This window comes from Corallococcus aberystwythensis, from assembly GCF_003612165.1.
GTDB classification, from domain to species: Bacteria; Myxococcota; Myxococcia; order Myxococcales; family Myxococcaceae; genus Corallococcus; species Corallococcus aberystwythensis.
The window spans coordinates 1-14,800 of record NZ_RAWK01000092.1; the positions used below are offsets into that span (position 1 = coordinate 1).

Annotated in this window: 13 protein-coding genes; 7 read left to right on the plus strand and 6 right to left on the minus strand. The window is 69.2% G+C overall.

The genetic code is table 11. The features are described 5' to 3' along the window. Positions 1-304: 304 nt before the first annotated feature. The 3 genes from D7W81_RS16810 to D7W81_RS16820 are packed head-to-tail and all read left to right on the plus strand — an operon-like array spanning position 305 to position 2,446. On the plus strand, positions 305-1,303 hold the full coding sequence (locus D7W81_RS16810) for a polyprenyl synthetase family protein (RefSeq protein WP_120556401.1): 999 nt from the start codon (positions 305-307) through the stop codon (positions 1,301-1,303). Continuing rightward, the gene (locus tag D7W81_RS16815) at positions 1,300-1,896 is read left to right on the plus strand and encodes a GbsR/MarR family transcriptional regulator (protein ID WP_120556402.1); all 597 of its coding nucleotides are present in this window, start codon (positions 1,300-1,302) and stop codon (positions 1,894-1,896) included. Before D7W81_RS16810 ends, D7W81_RS16815 begins: the two co-directional genes overlap by 4 nt. Before the next feature lie 22 nt (positions 1,897-1,918). Next, the gene (locus D7W81_RS16820) at positions 1,919-2,446 is read left to right on the plus strand and encodes a gamma-glutamylcyclotransferase family protein (protein WP_120556403.1); all 528 of its coding nucleotides are present in this window, start codon (positions 1,919-1,921) and stop codon (positions 2,444-2,446) included. 31 nt (positions 2,447-2,477) lie between these two features. Here D7W81_RS16820 and D7W81_RS16825 read toward each other — a convergent pair whose 3' ends face one another. After that, entirely contained in the window at positions 2,478-3,896 is a 1,419-nt protein-coding gene (locus D7W81_RS16825; RefSeq protein WP_147445508.1) for a PQQ-dependent sugar dehydrogenase, read from the minus strand. 402 nt (positions 3,897-4,298) lie between these two features. Here D7W81_RS16825 and D7W81_RS16830 point away from each other — a divergent pair, with 402 nt between their 5' ends. The 3 genes from D7W81_RS16830 (at position 4,299) to D7W81_RS16840 (ending at position 5,765) form a co-directional block, all read left to right on the plus strand. Next, positions 4,299-4,547, plus strand: coding sequence for a hypothetical protein (locus D7W81_RS16830; protein WP_208721334.1), 249 nt, complete (start codon positions 4,299-4,301; stop codon positions 4,545-4,547). Further along, positions 4,544-5,332, plus strand: coding sequence for a biliverdin-producing heme oxygenase (locus tag D7W81_RS16835; RefSeq protein ID WP_120556405.1), 789 nt, complete (start codon positions 4,544-4,546; stop codon positions 5,330-5,332). Before D7W81_RS16830 ends, D7W81_RS16835 begins: the two co-directional genes overlap by 4 nt. Positions 5,333-5,414: 82 nt before the next feature. Further along, entirely contained in the window at positions 5,415-5,765 is a 351-nt protein-coding gene (locus D7W81_RS16840; RefSeq protein ID WP_244227253.1) for a PilZ domain-containing protein, read from the plus strand. A gap of 6 nt (positions 5,766-5,771) precedes the next feature. On the opposite strand, the gene D7W81_RS16845 is transcribed toward D7W81_RS16840, so the two are convergent. Genes D7W81_RS16845 through D7W81_RS16865 form a run of 5 tightly spaced genes read right to left on the minus strand, consistent with a single transcriptional unit; the run spans position 5,772 to position 13,960 of the window. Beyond that, on the minus strand, positions 5,772-6,725 hold the full coding sequence (locus D7W81_RS16845; RefSeq protein ID WP_120556406.1) for an aldo/keto reductase: 954 nt from the start codon (positions 6,723-6,725) through the stop codon (positions 5,772-5,774). A gap of 31 nt (positions 6,726-6,756) precedes the next feature. Continuing rightward, positions 6,757-8,961 carry a 1,4-alpha-glucan branching protein GlgB gene (gene glgB / locus D7W81_RS16850; RefSeq protein WP_120556407.1) on the minus strand — a complete coding sequence of 735 codons (2,205 nt, stop codon included), beginning with the start codon at positions 8,959-8,961 and terminating at the stop codon, positions 6,757-6,759. Next, entirely contained in the window at positions 8,958-10,292 is a 1,335-nt protein-coding gene (locus tag D7W81_RS16855; RefSeq protein ID WP_120556408.1) for a phosphotransferase, read from the minus strand. Before D7W81_RS16855 ends, glgB begins: the two co-directional genes overlap by 4 nt. 6 nt (positions 10,293-10,298) lie before the next feature. Continuing rightward, positions 10,299-11,948: a maltose alpha-D-glucosyltransferase gene (treS, locus tag D7W81_RS16860; protein WP_120556409.1), complete on the minus strand. Its 1,650-nt coding sequence runs from the start codon at positions 11,946-11,948 to the stop codon at positions 10,299-10,301. Positions 11,949-11,965: 17 nt separating this feature from the next. Continuing rightward, on the minus strand, positions 11,966-13,960 hold the full coding sequence (locus tag D7W81_RS16865; RefSeq protein ID WP_120556410.1) for an alpha-1,4-glucan--maltose-1-phosphate maltosyltransferase: 1,995 nt from the start codon (positions 13,958-13,960) through the stop codon (positions 11,966-11,968). Positions 13,961-14,171: 211 nt separating this feature from the next. On the opposite strand from D7W81_RS16865, the gene D7W81_RS16870 reads away from it, so the two are divergent. Beyond that, complete coding sequence (locus D7W81_RS16870) at positions 14,172-14,777, plus strand: RNA polymerase sigma factor (protein ID WP_120556411.1); 606 nt, start codon at positions 14,172-14,174, stop codon at positions 14,775-14,777. Positions 14,778-14,800 lie beyond the last annotated feature (23 nt).

Below are 14,800 nucleotides of genomic sequence, written 5' to 3' on the forward strand. Positions count from 1 at the left end.
CCCAAGAGGGGCGCGGACGAGCCGGGCAGCGAGGCGCCAGGGCGGAAGAGGGGGACGCCGGTGGCGAGGGAAGCGAAGCTCTGGACGAGGCGGCGGTGAAAGGCGGCGGACACTGGGATTCGTTTCCCATGGCCGCGCATTCCCCCTCAATCGGACCTCCAAGGAGTCCGCCGTGCCCGGCCGGCCACCAACCGGCCTAATCCATTGCTTTCAGCGCGCTGTCCGCCCGCCTGGTGGGCAGAAGGGATTCAGGTGCGGTTCACGCGGTCTTGAACTATATGAACGCCCGAAGGAGACCGCGCACATGGATGTCGCTCACGAGCTGACGGAGTTTCTGGGACAGGTGGAGCAGCGTCTGACCGATTTGCTCGCGGATGGCGACGTCGGCCCGGACGTGAAGGGCGATACGCTGATGGATGCGGCGCGTCACCTGTGCCTGGGCGCCGGGGGCAAGCGGGCCCGCCCCATGCTCGTCCGCCTGTTCGGCGGTGTGGTGGGAGTCCCTGCCACCCGTCTGGTGGATGTGGGTGTGGCGGCGGAGATGATCCACTCGGCCAGCCTGCTGCATGACGACGTGGTGGACGCGGGCATGTTCCGCCGGGGCCGCCCGACGGTGAACGCGCGCTGGGGCAACATCGTCGCGGTGATGAGCGGCGACCTCATCCTGTCCACGGCGCTGTCGCGGCTGTCGCTGCTGGACGCGCGCCTGGTGCAGAGCGGGCTGGCCATCGTCACGGAGATGACCCGCGCGGCCATCGCGGAGGTGGAGGCGCGCGGCGACCTGAACCTGCCGCTCACGCGGCTGCGCTACATCGCCGAGGGCAAGACGGGGTCGCTGTTCGGCTGGTGCGGCAAGGCGGCCGCGACGCTGGCGGATCAGCCGGAGGCGGTGGCGCGCTTCGACGCCTTTGGCCGGCACCTGGGTGTGGCATTCCAGATCGCCGACGACATCCGCGACATCCTGGGCACGGACGTGGGCAAGCCCCGGTACGCGGACGTGCACTCGCGCACGCCGTCGCTGCCCATCCTGCTGGCGGTGTCGCGGGACGAGTCCCTGCGCCGCAAGCTCAAGGACGCGTGGGCGTTCTCCGTCATCACCCCGGAGCGCACCCGGGAGATTGGCGCCGCCATCGAGGCCACCGGCGCGGTGGAGGCGTCCATGGAGAAGATGAACGCCGAAATCGGCGCGGCGCTCGACAGGCTGGGGCCCTTCGCCCACGACGCCGCGGGCGCGGAGCTGATGAGCTGGGCGCACCGGCTGTCCGAAGGCATCGCGCAGCAGGTGAAGGGGCGCGCTGCGTGAAGGGCTACCTGTGGACGGGGGGGGATCCCGGGAGCCAGAAGAGCCTCGCGCCTCCGCAGACCGGACGGCTGGCGCCGTGGGAAGCCATCGCGGTGGAGGCGGTGGGCAACGTCATCGAGTTCTGGGGCTTCAAGCGCAACCAGGGCCGCGTGTGGGGGCTGCTCTACCTGCGCGGAGAGCCGCTGACGGCCGGTGAGATTGAACGCGAGCTCGACCTGTCCAAGGGCGGCGTGTCCATGCTGCTGCGCGACCTGGAGCACTGGGGCGTCATCCAGCGGGTGCGCGTGCCGCAGGACACGGTGTGGCGCTACGCGGCGGAGACGGACCTGGTGCGGATGGTGACGCACGTGGTGGAGGAGCGCGAGGCGTCCTTCGTCACCCGCATCCGCGCGGACCTGTCCGAGGCGCGCCGGCTGGCGGAAGGCGCGGGCGGCGTGCCGCCGGAGAAGCTGCGCCGGCTGGAGCGCATGGCCGTGCTGGCCGAGCACGTGGAGCGCGCGCTGCGGCTGTTCATCAAGACGTCCCGCCTGGACGTGGGCGGGGTGCTGGGCGCGTTCCGCGACGGCGCCCTGGCTCGCAAGGGCGAGCGGTAGGCGACGACAGGAGGACACACGCATGGATTCGCATTACGACCAGGTGATGAAGGCGCGCGAGCAGGCGGACGCGAACGCGCCCCGGCGCTACTTCGCGTACTCGACCATCCTGGACCGGGCCGCCTTCGACGAGTGGAAGCACCAGCACAGCTACGGCTTCTTCGAGCTGCCGGAAGGCCGTCTCGCCGAGGCGCTGGACGTGGACCTCGTCTACGACTTCCCCTCGCGCTGGTGGGGCGGCCGGGTGGCGGGGCTGACGGACGTGCCGGGCGCGAGCGTGTACGGCCGGCTCTTCGAAATCCCGGGCAAGGACTGGCCCATCGTCCAGCACAAGGAGGGCTTCGTCACCAGCATGTGCGTGGAGCGCACGGTGCGCGTGCGCGTGGATGGCCAGGAGGTGGAGGCCACCGCGTTCGTGACCAACCCGCGCCGCGCGTCGTCGGACGGGCCGGTGAGCCCGCGCTTCGTGGAGGCGCTGGTGCGCGGCGCGAAGAGCGCGGGGCTGCCCGCGGACTACGTGGAGAAGCTGGCGCGCGGCGAGACGCGCTGACGCCCCGCCGCGCCGTGTCCCACCGCCGGGCTCAAGGCCGGGCGGTGGGTTCAATGCGGTAGAGCGCTCCGGCGAAGTCGTCGCTGACGATGAAGCCCCTGTCCGGCGCCAGGGCCACGTCCACCGGCCGGCCCCACACGCTCAGGTCCGGGTTCTTGAAGCCGGTGACGACGTCCACCTCTTCCGTGGGCTGGTGGGTGGTGAGGTCCCACGGGAAGGCGGTGACCTTGTAGCCGGTCCGCTCCGTGCGGTTCCAGGAGCCGTGGTACGCGACGAGCGCGCCGCGCTTCCAGGCCGGGTTCAGCTCCCCGTCGTCGAAGAACGTCAGGCCCAGCGGCGCCGAGTGCGCCTGGATGCCCTGATCCGTCCTGTCCAGCGCGGCGCAGTCCGCCTTGGAGCCGTCCGGGTTCATGTCGTAGTCCCGGTCCAGCGGCATGTGCTTCAGGCCACTGGGGGAGTCCGGGTTGGAGTTGCAGAAGGGCCAGCCGTAGTGGCCGCCCTGGCGCACGGAGGTGAGGGCCTCCGGCGGGTGGTTGTCCACGTACTCCGGAATCACCTGGCCGTACTGCCCGGTGCCGTCGTCGAAGGGGTAGGGCGTGTTGTCGCGGTTGTTGACCGCCACCCACAGCGTGTCGGTGCCCGGCTCCCACGCCAGGCCCTCCGCGTTGCGCAGGCCCCGGGCGAACAGCTCGCGCGAGCCGCCGCTCCAGTCCCACCGGTAGATGGCGCCGCGCAGCGGGTCGCTGGTGGTGTCGCTCAGGCACACGTTGCAGGTGGACGCGATGGCCACGTACACGCGGTGCTGTGAGTCCACGGCGAGGTTCTTCAGCTCGTGGCCGTAGGCGCCGTGCAGCTCCGGCAGGGACGCGTCCGGCAGTCCCGACACCACCGTCTCCGCCGTGCCGCGCGTCGTCTCACCGGCCGTCCAGCGCGAGCGCGTGACGCGGTTCTTCTCCGAAATGAATACCCACACCTGCCCGTCGCGCTCGTGGAAGACGATGTCGTGGGGCCGGCCCAGGCTGCCCGCCCACTGCGTCACCTCCGGGGCCTGACCCGCGCGAGGGCGCACCTGCATCACCTTCCCCTGACCGGGCACGGAGACGAGCAGGGTGCCCTCCGGGGAGAACGCGATGAAGCGCGCGCCCGGCACCCGCGCCCAGACCGACACGGACATGCCTGATGGGATGTTCAGGGAGCGCGGGACGTCGAACGGTTCGCCTCCCATGCCCTCCGGAACCTGGACCGGCGCTGACTGGAGGGTCCACTCGGGAGGCGGGCCCGCGTCCACCGTTACGCCCGCGTCGTCCACGGCCACGCCCGCGTCGGTGATGCCCGCGTCCACCACTCCCGAGTCCTGGGTTTCGGGGGAGGGGACCGCGGAGGTGGAACGGCAGCCGGCCGAGAGGCACGCCAGCCCCAGAAAGGTCGTCAGCACGAGTGGTAGCCGCATGGTCCCTTTTTCCTAATCGGCGTCCGCCTCGCAATTCCAGGCTATCCGGGCCTCAATGCACTGAACGGAACCTGAACAAACCTTCAGCCAGTTTTTCATGCGCGCCTGGCACCCCTGAATGGACCTGAACAAACCTTCAGCCATTTTCGAGGTGCACACGAAGCCTCGTGCCTACATGAACAAAAGGGCAGCCGTCGCTCCCGGATGAAACATGTAAACAATCAAAGACAATCATTTGCAATCAATTGCAAACCAGATGTCTTGTATTCATGTTTCATGTTTGTTTTTGAAGTGTTGGCCGCTGGTCCGCGGAACAGAACGGCGTGGACCGCGCTTGACGGCGGAAGGCCGTTGTGGCTTCATGATTTTGATTTCGATAATCAAAATCATCTGGAGGTCGCGATGCTCGGTCAGGGATGCTGCAGGGCGGTGCTGGCGCGAGGCCCGTGCGCCGAAGTGACGCGGTGCAGCTGTGGGCACATCCACCTGGCGGTGGGGCCGGTGACCCTGCGCCTGGAAGAGGACGTCCTGCGCGCGCTGGGCCACACCCTGGTGGAGGCCATCCAGCAGCTGGGGGTCCCGCACGAGGCCGAAGCGTCCGAGCCGGCCCCCGCCGCCCACGGGGCTCCCACCAGCGGGTGGAAGCAGTGAGCATCCGGGGCACGATCCGCTGGGGCGGCTTCGAGCGCTCCGCTAGGGACCGGCGCCTGCCGTCCGCGCCCACGGCCTCCGCGGGCCTTCCGTCCACCCAGCGGCTGTCGCCGAGGCTGGAGGAGGGGACGGGGATGGCGCGGCGCCAGGCGGAGCAGTCCACCTTCCTGGAGGCGCTCTTCCACGGCTCGTGGAACGGCGGCGTCTATGGCCAGTTCGTGCGGGCGCGCCACTACGTGAACCACCTGCGCCAGCTGCACGTCGTCTACGAGGCGCTGGAGTCCGTGCTGCCGGGGCTGAAGGACGGCCCGCTCACGCGGGTGCTGCGGCTGCCGGAGCTGCGGCGGGCCTCCGCGCTGGTGGCGGACCTGGACTGGTTCTGCGGCGACACGCGCACGAAGCCCTTCGCCTGCGCGGAGACGCGGCTGCACGCCGAGCGCATCCACGAGGTGGCGGCGGAGGCCCCGCACCTGCTCATCGCCCATGCCTACGCGCGCATCGTGCAGGACCTCTTCACCGCGCCCCAGCGCTCGGAGCTCATCGCCCGCGGGTTCGAGCTGGAGAACGGCCGGGGCACGGCCTTCTACAACGCGGTGTCCGCCAGCGAACTGCTCGCCTTCAAGACGCGGCTGGCGGCCCGGCTGGACGAGGTTCCGCTGACGGAGGGCGAGGCCCAGGAAGTGGTCCAGGAGGCGCGGCTGGCCTTCCGCATCCAGACGCTCATCTGTGACGAGCTGGCGCGAGACGCACCGGAGCTCGACGGGGCGGGCGGAACTCACGGGTAGGGCTGGCCCGACCCCACGGGTCACCTCCTCGCCTGGGAGGGCGATATGCCGTTTCGTGACAGGCACGCTAGGATGGCGGAACGTGACACTCCAGATGACCTCCAATATCGACCGTCGAGCCTTCCCCCGCATCCATGCGCCCCTCTATTCGCGTCCCGCGCGAATGAAGGTGGGCGACAAGAAGCAGGTGCTCGACGTCAGCCTTGGAGGCGCGCGCATCTACTCCGACGAGCCCCAGGACGTGGGCTCGCGTTTGGATCTGGAGCTGTTCCTTCCGGACGGCAGCTCGCTGGAATGTACCGCGCGCATCGTCTGGGCCATCAAGTTACCGAAGGACGCCGTGGCCCGCTTCGAGGTGGGCCTGTCCTTCATCGACGTGCCGGAGCCGGTCCTCGCGCAGCTGAAGACCGTGCTCGTCACGGATGAGGGCTAGCGGGCGCTACTTCGACGACGCGCTGTCCAGCTCGCGCAGGTCGTCCGCTTCCAGCTTCAGGGAGAAGGCCCCGAGCAGCTCCTTCACCTGCGGCACGGACGTGGCGCTGGCGATGGGCGTCACCACCGTGGGCCGTGTCTCAAGCCACGCGAGCGCCACCTGCGAAGCCGTGGCACCCCGGCGCTCCGCCACCTTCTTCAGCGCGGCGACGACACCCCAGCCCTGCGCGTTGCCGTACTTCTTGAGCACGTTGCCCGCGCGCGGTGAGGCCGGTGCCGGCTGCCCCTCCTGGTACTTGCCGGTGAGGAAGCCCGCGGCGAGCCCGAAGTAGGGGGCCACCGCGAGCCCTTCCTTCTCACACACCTGCTGGAGGGGACCCTCGAACTTCGGGCGCTCCACCAGGTTGTACTCCGGTTGAATCACCTGGTAGCGCGTGAGCCCCAGCCGCTTCTGCGTGTCCAGCGCTTCCTGCGCGCGCTCCGCCGAGTGGTTGCTCAGGCCCAGCGCCTTCACCTTGCCTGCCTTCACCAGCGCGTCGAAGGCGCGGAGCGTCTCCTCGAAGGGCGTGTTCGGGTCGTCATAGTGCGCGTAGTACAGGTCGATGCGCTCCACGCCCAGGCGGCGCAGGGACGCATCCACGCTCTTCTCGATGTGCTCGCGCGTGAGGCCCTTGCCCAGCGCCGTCTCCGCGCCGACCTTCGTGGCCACCACCAGGCGGTCCTTCGCCTTGCGCGAGGCAATCCACCGGCCCAGCACCACCTCGGACTCGCCGCCCACGTGGCCGGGGATCCACCGCGAGTACACGTCCGCGGTGTCCACGAAGTTCCCGCCGCCTTCGACGAAGGCATCCAGCACGGCGAACGAGGTCGCCTCGTCCGCCGTCCAGCCGAAGACGTTCCCGCCCAGACACAGCGGGAACACGTCCAGGCCCGTTGCTCCCAGCTTCCGCTTCGCCGCCATGCCTCGGTCCTTCCGGTGAGGCCAGGGCCGTCTACCCCGGCGTGAACCACACCACCGACAGCGGGGGCAGGGTGAGCGTCGCGGAGGCCGGCTGGCCATCCCAGCCCGTGGGCTCCGTGTGCACCTGGCCCCGGTTGCCCAGCCCGCTGCCGCCGTACTCCCCGGCGTCGGTGTTGACCAACTCCACATAACGGCCGTGGAGCGGGAAGCCCACGCGATAATCCTCGCGCGGCACCGGCGACATGTTGGCCACGCACACCACGTGCCGGCCGGGCGTGCGCGAGCGGCGCACGAAGGCCAGCACGTTCGCCGCGGATGCGTCCGGCTGCAGCCACTGGAAGCCCACCGGCTCGCTGTCGGAGTCGTGGAGCGCGGGCAGGTCGCGGTAGATGCGGTTCAGGTCGCCCACCAGCTTCTGGATGCCCTTGTGGCCCGGGTCGTGGAGCAGGTGCCAGTCCAGGCTCTTGTCGTGGTTCCACTCCGCCGGCTGGCCGAACTCACCGCCCATGAAGAGCAGCTTCTTGCCCGGGTGGGCCCACATCCACGCGAACAGCGCGCGCAGGTTGGCGCGCTTCTGCCATGCATCGCCCGGCATGCGCCCGTAGAGGCTGCCCTTGCCGTGCACCACCTCGTCGTGGCTGAGCGGCAGCATGAAGTGCTCGCTGAACGCGTACAGCAGGCCGAAGGTGAGCTGGTTGTGGTGGTACTGCCGGTAGACGGCGTCCTTGGAGAAGTACGACAGCGTGTCGTGCATCCAGCCCATGTTCCACTTGAAGTGGAAGCCCAGGCCGCCCTCGCTGACGGGCTGGCTCACCTTGGGCCACGCGGTGGACTCCTCCGCGATGACGACCACGCCCGGGTGCTTGCGGCGCACGGTGTCGTTGAGCTCGCGCAGGAACTGGATGGCCTCTTCGTTCTCACGGCCGCCCCAGCGGTTGGGGATCCACTCGCCCTGCTTGCGGCTGTAGTCCAGGTAGAGCATGGAGGCGACCGCGTCCACGCGCAGCCCGTCGATGTGGTACTCCTCCAGCCAGAACAGCGCGTTGGCGATGAGGAAGTTGCGCACCTCGTTGCGGCCGAAGTTGAAGACGAGCGTGCCCCAGTCCGGCTGCGCGCCCTTGCGAGGGTCCGCGTGCTCGTAGAGGGACGTGCCGTCGAAGTTGCCCAGCGCGTGGCTGTCGCGCGGGAAGTGTCCCGGCACCCAGTCCACGATGATGCCGATGCCCTCCTGGTGCAGGTAGTCCACCAGGTAGCGGAAGTCGTCCGGGTGGCCGAAGCGCGACGTGGGCGCGTAGTAGCCGCCGACCTGGTAGCCCCAGGAACCGCCGTACGGGTGCTCCGACACGGGCAAGAGCTCCACGTGCGTGAAGCCCGTCTCCTTCACGTAGCGCGACAGCTCCGGCGCCAGCTCCCGGTACGTCATGGGCCGGTCGCCGTCCTCCACCACGCGGCGCCAGCTGCCCAGGTGCACCTCGTAGACGCTCCACGGGTGGTGGGCCGCGTCCACGTGCTTCTCGCGCGCCTCCAGCCACGCGCTGTCGCCCCACGCGTAGCGCTGCAGGTCGTGCACCACCGACGCGGTCGCGGGCGGCGTCTCCGTGCGGAAGGCGAAGGGGTCCGCCTTGAGCAGCGCGCCGCCGCCGTGGCCGGGCCGGATCTCGAACTTGTAGCGGGCGCCCTCGCCGACCTCCGGGACGAACAGCTCCCAGATGCCGGAGGAGCCCATGCGCCGCATGGCGTGCAGGCGCCCGTCCCAGCCGTTGAAGTCGCCCACCACGGACACGCCCCGGGCGGTGGGAGCCCAGACGGCGAACGACGTGCCCTTCACGCCGTTGTGGTGGATGAGGTGCGCGCCCATGCGCTCCCAGAGCCGCTCGTGGCGGCCCTCGCCGGCGAAGTACAGGTCCATCTCACCAATGGTGGGCAGGAAGCTGTACGGGTCGCGCAGCGTGAAGACCTTCTTGCCCGGGTACTCCACCTCCAGCAGGTAGCTGAAGGGCTCCGTGCGGCCGTTGATGCGCGCCTCGAAGACGCCGCCGGTGCGGTGCACCATGGGCACCTTGCCCCCGAACTCCGGCAGGACGTGGATGGCCACGGCCTCCGGGCGGTAGGCGCGCACCACCACCGCGTCGCCGTCCGGGTGGACACCCAGCATGGAGTGGGGCTCCGGATGGCGCAGCTCCACCACGCGCTGCAGCTCCGCGTCCACCTGTGCTCTGTCCGCCGGCTTCTTCACTGGGCATCCTCCATCCGCAACAGGGCCTCGACGGGGATTCGCACCCAGTCCGGCCGGTTGGCGAGTTCGTAGCGCACCTCGTACAACAGCTTCTCCAGCTCGAAGGCGCGCAGCATCACGTCAAAGGCTTCATCGGTCTCAGGCAGGAAGGCCGCCCCGCGCGTCGCCTGGCGGTAGCCCTCCAGGAACGCGTCGCGGGTGGGGCCCACGCGCCCGCGCGGCTGGCCGCCCTCCAGCGACACGGTGGCCTCCGCGTAGTCGAAGGAGCGGATCATCCCCGCCACGTCGCGCAGCGCGCTGTACTTCTCCCGGCGCGCGGTGAAGGAACGGGACGGCTCACCCTCGAAGTCGAAGAACAGCCACTGGTTCTCCGAGCGCAGCACCTGGCCCAGGTGCAGGTCGCCGTGGATGCGGATCTTCTGGCCGGAGGGCGCCACGTGCGCCAGCTTCTTCGCGTACGCGATGAGTCCCTCGCGCCGGCCCTCCAGGTCCGCGTGCAGCCGCCCGGCGTCCGCCAGCGTCACACCCAGCTCGCCCACGATGGACGCGCTCCAGCGCTGCAGGTCCTCCTGGAGCAGCGGCTCCGGGGAGAAGGACAGGTCCTCCGGTCCCGCGGAGGCGAAGGCCTTGTGCAGGTCTCCCAGGCGCGCGCCCAGCTCCCGCATCTCCCCGAGGAAGCGGTCGGAGAGCGCCTTCTCCTGGCGCAGCCGCTCCAGCGTGTACTTCCATCCGTCCACGGCGTCCGGCACGAAGCGGTGCGCCACCGCGAGCGTCGCGCCCGCGGGGCCCTCCAGGTTCAGCGCGCCGACGAGCTGCGGCGTCGCGCGGAAGTTCGTCTTCGTCGCGAGGAAGCGGCCCACCTCGTACTCGGGGTTCACGCCCGCCTCGAGCTTGCGGATGACCTTGATGATGACCCGCTCGCCCAGCACCAGCGACGTGTTGCTCTGCTCCACGTTGAGCCGGCGCACGGAGAGCGGATCCGGCAGCGCCACGCCGCTGTCGGTGGAGGCGATCCATTCCCCCACGACGCGGCCGGAGCCGGACGACACCACCCGGCCCTCGCGGGCCAGGTTGAAGACGGCGCGCACGCAGTCGTCGTCCTCCAGGGCACTGACCAATCCGTCCTGCGTCTGCCGGGCCTGGAGCTGGTAGCGCTCCGGCTGGCCCAGTTCGTAGGCGACTTCGATGATGGCCAGGGTGAAGGAACACGTGCCCAGTTCCATGGTCACGTGGTCCGCCACGCTGACGCTCTTGATGGGCCAGGCCTTGCCAGCGAACCACCGCTGGTTCTTGAGAAAATCAGGCAGCTTGGTCAGGTCCAGGGGCGTCACGCGGGGTTACTCCTTCGCCGGCAGCGGCTTGTCCAACCGGAACCAGAGGAACATGTAGGGCCCCATCGACAGCTGATAGGGCAGGTCGCTGATACGGGGGAACGCGGTCTCTCCAATCAACTCCACGGGGACGTTGCCGGCGAACTCGCGCAGGTCCAGCACGCCCGGCTGCGCGAAGCGGGACAGGTTGCAGACGACGAGCACCGTCTGGCCCTCCCACTCACGCACGAAGGCCAGCACCTTGCGGTTCTCCGTGGCGAGGAACTTCAGCGTCCCCATGGCGAACACGGGGTAGCGCTGGCGGATGCGGATCATCCGCTTCACCCACTGGAGCAGGCTGGACTTCTGCCGCTCCTGGGCCTCCACGTTGATGGACTGGTAGCCGTAGACGGGGTCCGCGATGACGGGCGCGAAGAGGCGCGCGTAGTCCGCGCGGCTGAAGCCCGCGTTGCGGTCACCGGTCCACTGCATGGGCGTGCGCACGCCGTTGCGGTCGCCCAGGTAGATGTTGTCGCCCATGCCGATTTCGTCCCCGTAGTAGAGGACCGGCGTGCCGGGCAGGGTGAACAGCAGGCTGTGCATCAGCTCGATGCGCCGGCGCCCGTTGTCCATCAGCGGCGCCAGGCGGCGGCGGATGCCCAGGTTGATGCGCATGCGCGGGTCGGTGGCGTACTCCCGGTACATGTAGTCCCGGTCCTCGTCCGTCACCATCTCCAGCGTCAGCTCATCGTGGTTGCGCAGGAAGATGGCCCACTGGCAGGTGTCCGGGATGTCCGGCGTCTGCTGCATGATTTCCACGATGGGCGTGCGGTCCTCGCGGCGCACCGCCATGAACAGGCGGGGCATCACCGGGAAGTGGAAGCCCATGTGGAACTCGTCGCCCTCGCCAAAGTACACGCGCACGTCGGCGGGCCACTGGTTGGCCTCCGCGAGCAGCACCTTGCCCTGGTACTCGGAGTCGATCGTCTTGCGCAGGCGCTTCAGGAACGCGTGCGTCTCCGGGAGGTTCTCGCAGTTGGTGCCCTCGCGCTCGAAGAGGTAGGGCACGGCGTCGCAGCGGAACCCGTCCACGCCCATGTTGAGCCAGAAGCGCATGACGTCCAGCATGGCTTCCTGCACTTCGGGGTTGTCGTAGTTCAGGTCCGGCTGGTGGCTGAAGAAGCGGTGCCAGAAGTACTGCTTGGCCACCGGATCCCACGTCCAGTTGGAGCGCTCCGTGTCGGTGAAGATGATGCGCGCGCCCTTGTAGGACTCGTCCGTGTCGCTCCAGACGTACCAGTTGCGCTTGGGGCTCTTGGGGTCGCGCCGCGCCTCCTGGAACCAGGGGTGCTGGTCGCTGGTGTGGTTGACCACCAGCTCGATGATGATGCGCAGCCCGCGCTTGTGCGCCTCTTCCACCAGCCGCTGGAAGTCCGCCAGCGTGCCGTAGTCCGGGTGGATGCCGTAGTAGTCCGCGATGTCGTAACCGTCATCGCGCAGCGGTGACGGGTAGTGCGGCAGGAGCCACAGACAGTCCACGCCCAGGTCCTGGAGGTACGGCAGCTTCTCAATCAGGCCGGGGATGTCCCCGTGCCCGTCCCCATTGGAGTCGTGGAATGCGCGGATGTGCAGCTCGTAGATGAGCGCTTTTTTGTACCAAAGCGGATCCAGGTCCATACGCCTCTCGGAAGGGGTCACTCGAAGTAGTCGAAGGCTTGTTCGGTGCGGCGGTAGCGGTAGACGGCCCAGATGGCCGCGGGCTGTTCAGGCGTCAGGCGCACCTGCACGTCCGGGCCCTGCCAGAGCGAGCGCTGGTCGGCCATCAGCTCGTGCACCTGGTAGGTCTCCTCCGCGTTGACGCCCAGCCACTCCATGGGCACGTGGAGCAGGGCCTCCTGGGGTGCGTACGGATCCAGGCTCACCGCCACCAGCACCGTGCTGAGGCCGTCCGGCGAACGCTTGCCGTAGAAGACGACGCGGTCGTTGTCGGACTCGAAGAAGCGCAGGCCCTGGTACTGCTGGAGCGCGGGGTGCGCCTTGCGGACGGCGTTGAGCTTCGCAATCCACCCGGAGATGTTGCCCGGCTTGTCCCAGTCCCAAGCGACGAGCTGGTACTTCTCCGAGTCCAGGTACTCCTCCTTGCCCGGCACCGGACGGCCCTCGCACAGCTCGTAGCCGGAGTACATGCCCCACACCGACGACAGCGTGGCGGCCAGCGCCACGCGCAGGCGGAAGGCACCGGGGCCCGCGTTCTGGAGGTTCTCCGGGAGGATGTCCGGCGTGTTGGGCCAGAGGTTGCCGCGGAAGTAGTCCGACACGGGCGGGCTGGTGATCTCCTCCAGGTACGTGCGCAGCTCGTCCTTGAAGAGGCGCCAGGTGAAGTACGTGTACGACTGGGTGAAGCCCACCTTGCCCAGGGCCTTCATCACCTTGGGGCGGGTGAAGGCCTCCGACAGGAAGAGCACGTCCGGGTGCAGGTCCTGCACCTCGCGGATGAGCCAGTGCCAGAACTGCATGGGCTTGGTGTGCGGGTTGTCCACGCGGAAGGTCCGCACGCCGTTGTCCACCCAGTGCAGGACGACGGACCTCAACTCCTTCCAGAGGGCGTCACGCGCGGGGCCCATCCAGTCGAAGTTGACGATGTCCTCGTAGCGCTTGGGCGGGTTCTCCGCCGTCTTGATGGTGCCGTCCGGGCGGTGCTGGAACCACTCCGGATGCTCCTTCACGTACGGGTGGTCCGGCGAGCACTGGAAGGCCAGGTCCAGCGCCACTTCGATGCCGTGCGCCTTCGCCGCGTCCACGAACGCGTGGAAGTCCGCGAGCGTGCCCAGCTCCGGGTGCACGGCCTTGTGTCCGCCCTCCGCGGCGCCAATGGCCCACGGGCTGCCCACGTCACCGGCTTCCGCGCGCAGGCTGTTGTTCTTGCCCTTGCGCGCGGTGCGGCCAATGGGGTGGATGGGCGGAAGGTAGACGGTGTCGAAGCCGAGCTTCTGCACGTAGGGCAGCCAGGCCTGCGCGTCCTTGAAGGTGCCGTGCGTCTTGCCGTCGCGCTTCGCGGAGCGGGGGAAGAACTCGTACCAGGCGGCGTTGCGCGCCTTCTCCCGGTCCGCGAACACCTCCAGCACCTTGTCGTACTTGCAGGCAAGCGTGCGGTCCGGGTGGCGTGACGCCGCGTCCGCCAGGTCGGGGGACAGCGCGGCGAGGAGGTGGTCCGGCGTGGGCGGCGTGCGCAGGCGGGCTCCGGCTTCCGCGAGCACCCGATGGTCCTCCGCGGACTTGCCCTTCGCACGCGAGGCGGCGCCCTCCAGGAGCGCGGCGCCTTCCAACAGCTCGCTCTTCACGTCGCGCCCGGCGTCCACCTTGCGCTTCAGCTCATGCGCCCAGGTGCGGAAGAGATCCGGCCAGGCTTCAATCGTGAATTCGTAGCGGCCGTTGCGGGCGAGCGGGATGGAGCCTTCCCAGGCGTCGTTGTTCTTGAAGGTGAGAGGGACCTCCGCCCAATCCGTCTTCTGGGCGGCGGGGGTGACCTGGCGCCAGCGCGCGACGGCCACGAGCACGTCGTGGCCTTCCTTGAAGATGTCCGCGCGGACGGTGAGGCTCTCCCCGGCGACACGCTTGATGGCGTAGCGCCCCGCGTCCAGCTCCGGCTGGACGTTCTCGATGAACACGCTTCCGAGTCGTTCGGTCATATCGGCTGGCGGCCCCTTATAGGACTCTGAGTCAGTGGCTCCAGGCGGCATTGCGCGGGTGTTGTTGATTGAAGATGGAGGCCGCCCGGTCGCGTTGGCCTGTCAACGTTAGGAACGGAGGGAGCGGTCGCCCACCCCGAGGGGCTGGGTGGATGCCTTCCGATAGTTGAAGCTGGGATCCGCCCCTCCGGTTGCGGTATCCGGGACGAACATGGCGCCCAACGACTCCGCTGCTCAGCAAGCGAGTGACCTGTCGGCCGACCGCGACCTGCTGAAGCAGGTGGCGCTCGGCGACGCGGCGGCCATGCGGGGCGTCTACGCGCGGTGTTCGGCGCGGGCCTTCGCCATCGCGGTGCGGCTGCTGCCCACGCGCGCGGACGCGGAGGAGGTGCTGCAGGAGACCTTCCTGGAGGTCTGGCGGCGCGCGCGCGAGTTCGACCCCGCGCGAGGTGGACTGGAGACGTGGGTCACGACCATCGCGCGCACGCGGGCCATTGATCGGTTGCGTTCGTTGGGGACGGTGTCGCGGATGGTGGACGGGGTGGCGCAGCAGCCGCCGCCGGTGAGCGCGACGCCGCCGTCGCCGGACGACGCGGCCTCCCAGGCGCAGGAACAGGCGCGGGTGCGCGCGGCGATGGCGCAGTTGCCGCCGGAGCAGCGCGAGGTGGTGCTGCTCGCGTACTTCGATGGGTGGTCCCAGAGTGAGATTGCGCAGAGGACGGGACAGCCGCTGGGCACGGTGAAGACGCGTGCGCGGCTGGCGTTGGAGAAGCTGGCGGTGCTCCTGGAAGCGCGGCCGGTGAGCGCGTCCGGCTGAGTGCAGGACACCGCTCCTGTTCC

Coding starts and splice junctions, on each gene's coding strand:
- D7W81_RS16810 (WP_120556401.1), top strand. CDS start 305: ATGGATGTCGCTCACGAGCTGACGGAGTTTCTGGGACAGGTGGAGCAG.
- D7W81_RS16820 (WP_120556403.1), top strand. CDS start 1,919: ATGGATTCGCATTACGACCAGGTGATGAAGGCGCGCGAGCAGGCGGAC.
- D7W81_RS16825 (WP_147445508.1), bottom strand. CDS start 3,896: ATGCGGCTACCACTCGTGCTGACGACCTTTCTGGGGCTGGCGTGCCTC.
- D7W81_RS16830 (WP_208721334.1), top strand. CDS start 4,299: ATGCTCGGTCAGGGATGCTGCAGGGCGGTGCTGGCGCGAGGCCCGTGC.
- D7W81_RS16845 (WP_120556406.1), bottom strand. CDS start 6,725: ATGGCGGCGAAGCGGAAGCTGGGAGCAACGGGCCTGGACGTGTTCCCG.
- treS (WP_120556409.1), bottom strand. CDS start 11,948: ATGGACCTGGATCCGCTTTGGTACAAAAAAGCGCTCATCTACGAGCTG.
- D7W81_RS16865 (WP_120556410.1), bottom strand. CDS start 13,960: ATGACCGAACGACTCGGAAGCGTGTTCATCGAGAACGTCCAGCCGGAG.
- D7W81_RS16870 (WP_120556411.1), top strand. CDS start 14,172: ATGGCGCCCAACGACTCCGCTGCTCAGCAAGCGAGTGACCTGTCGGCC.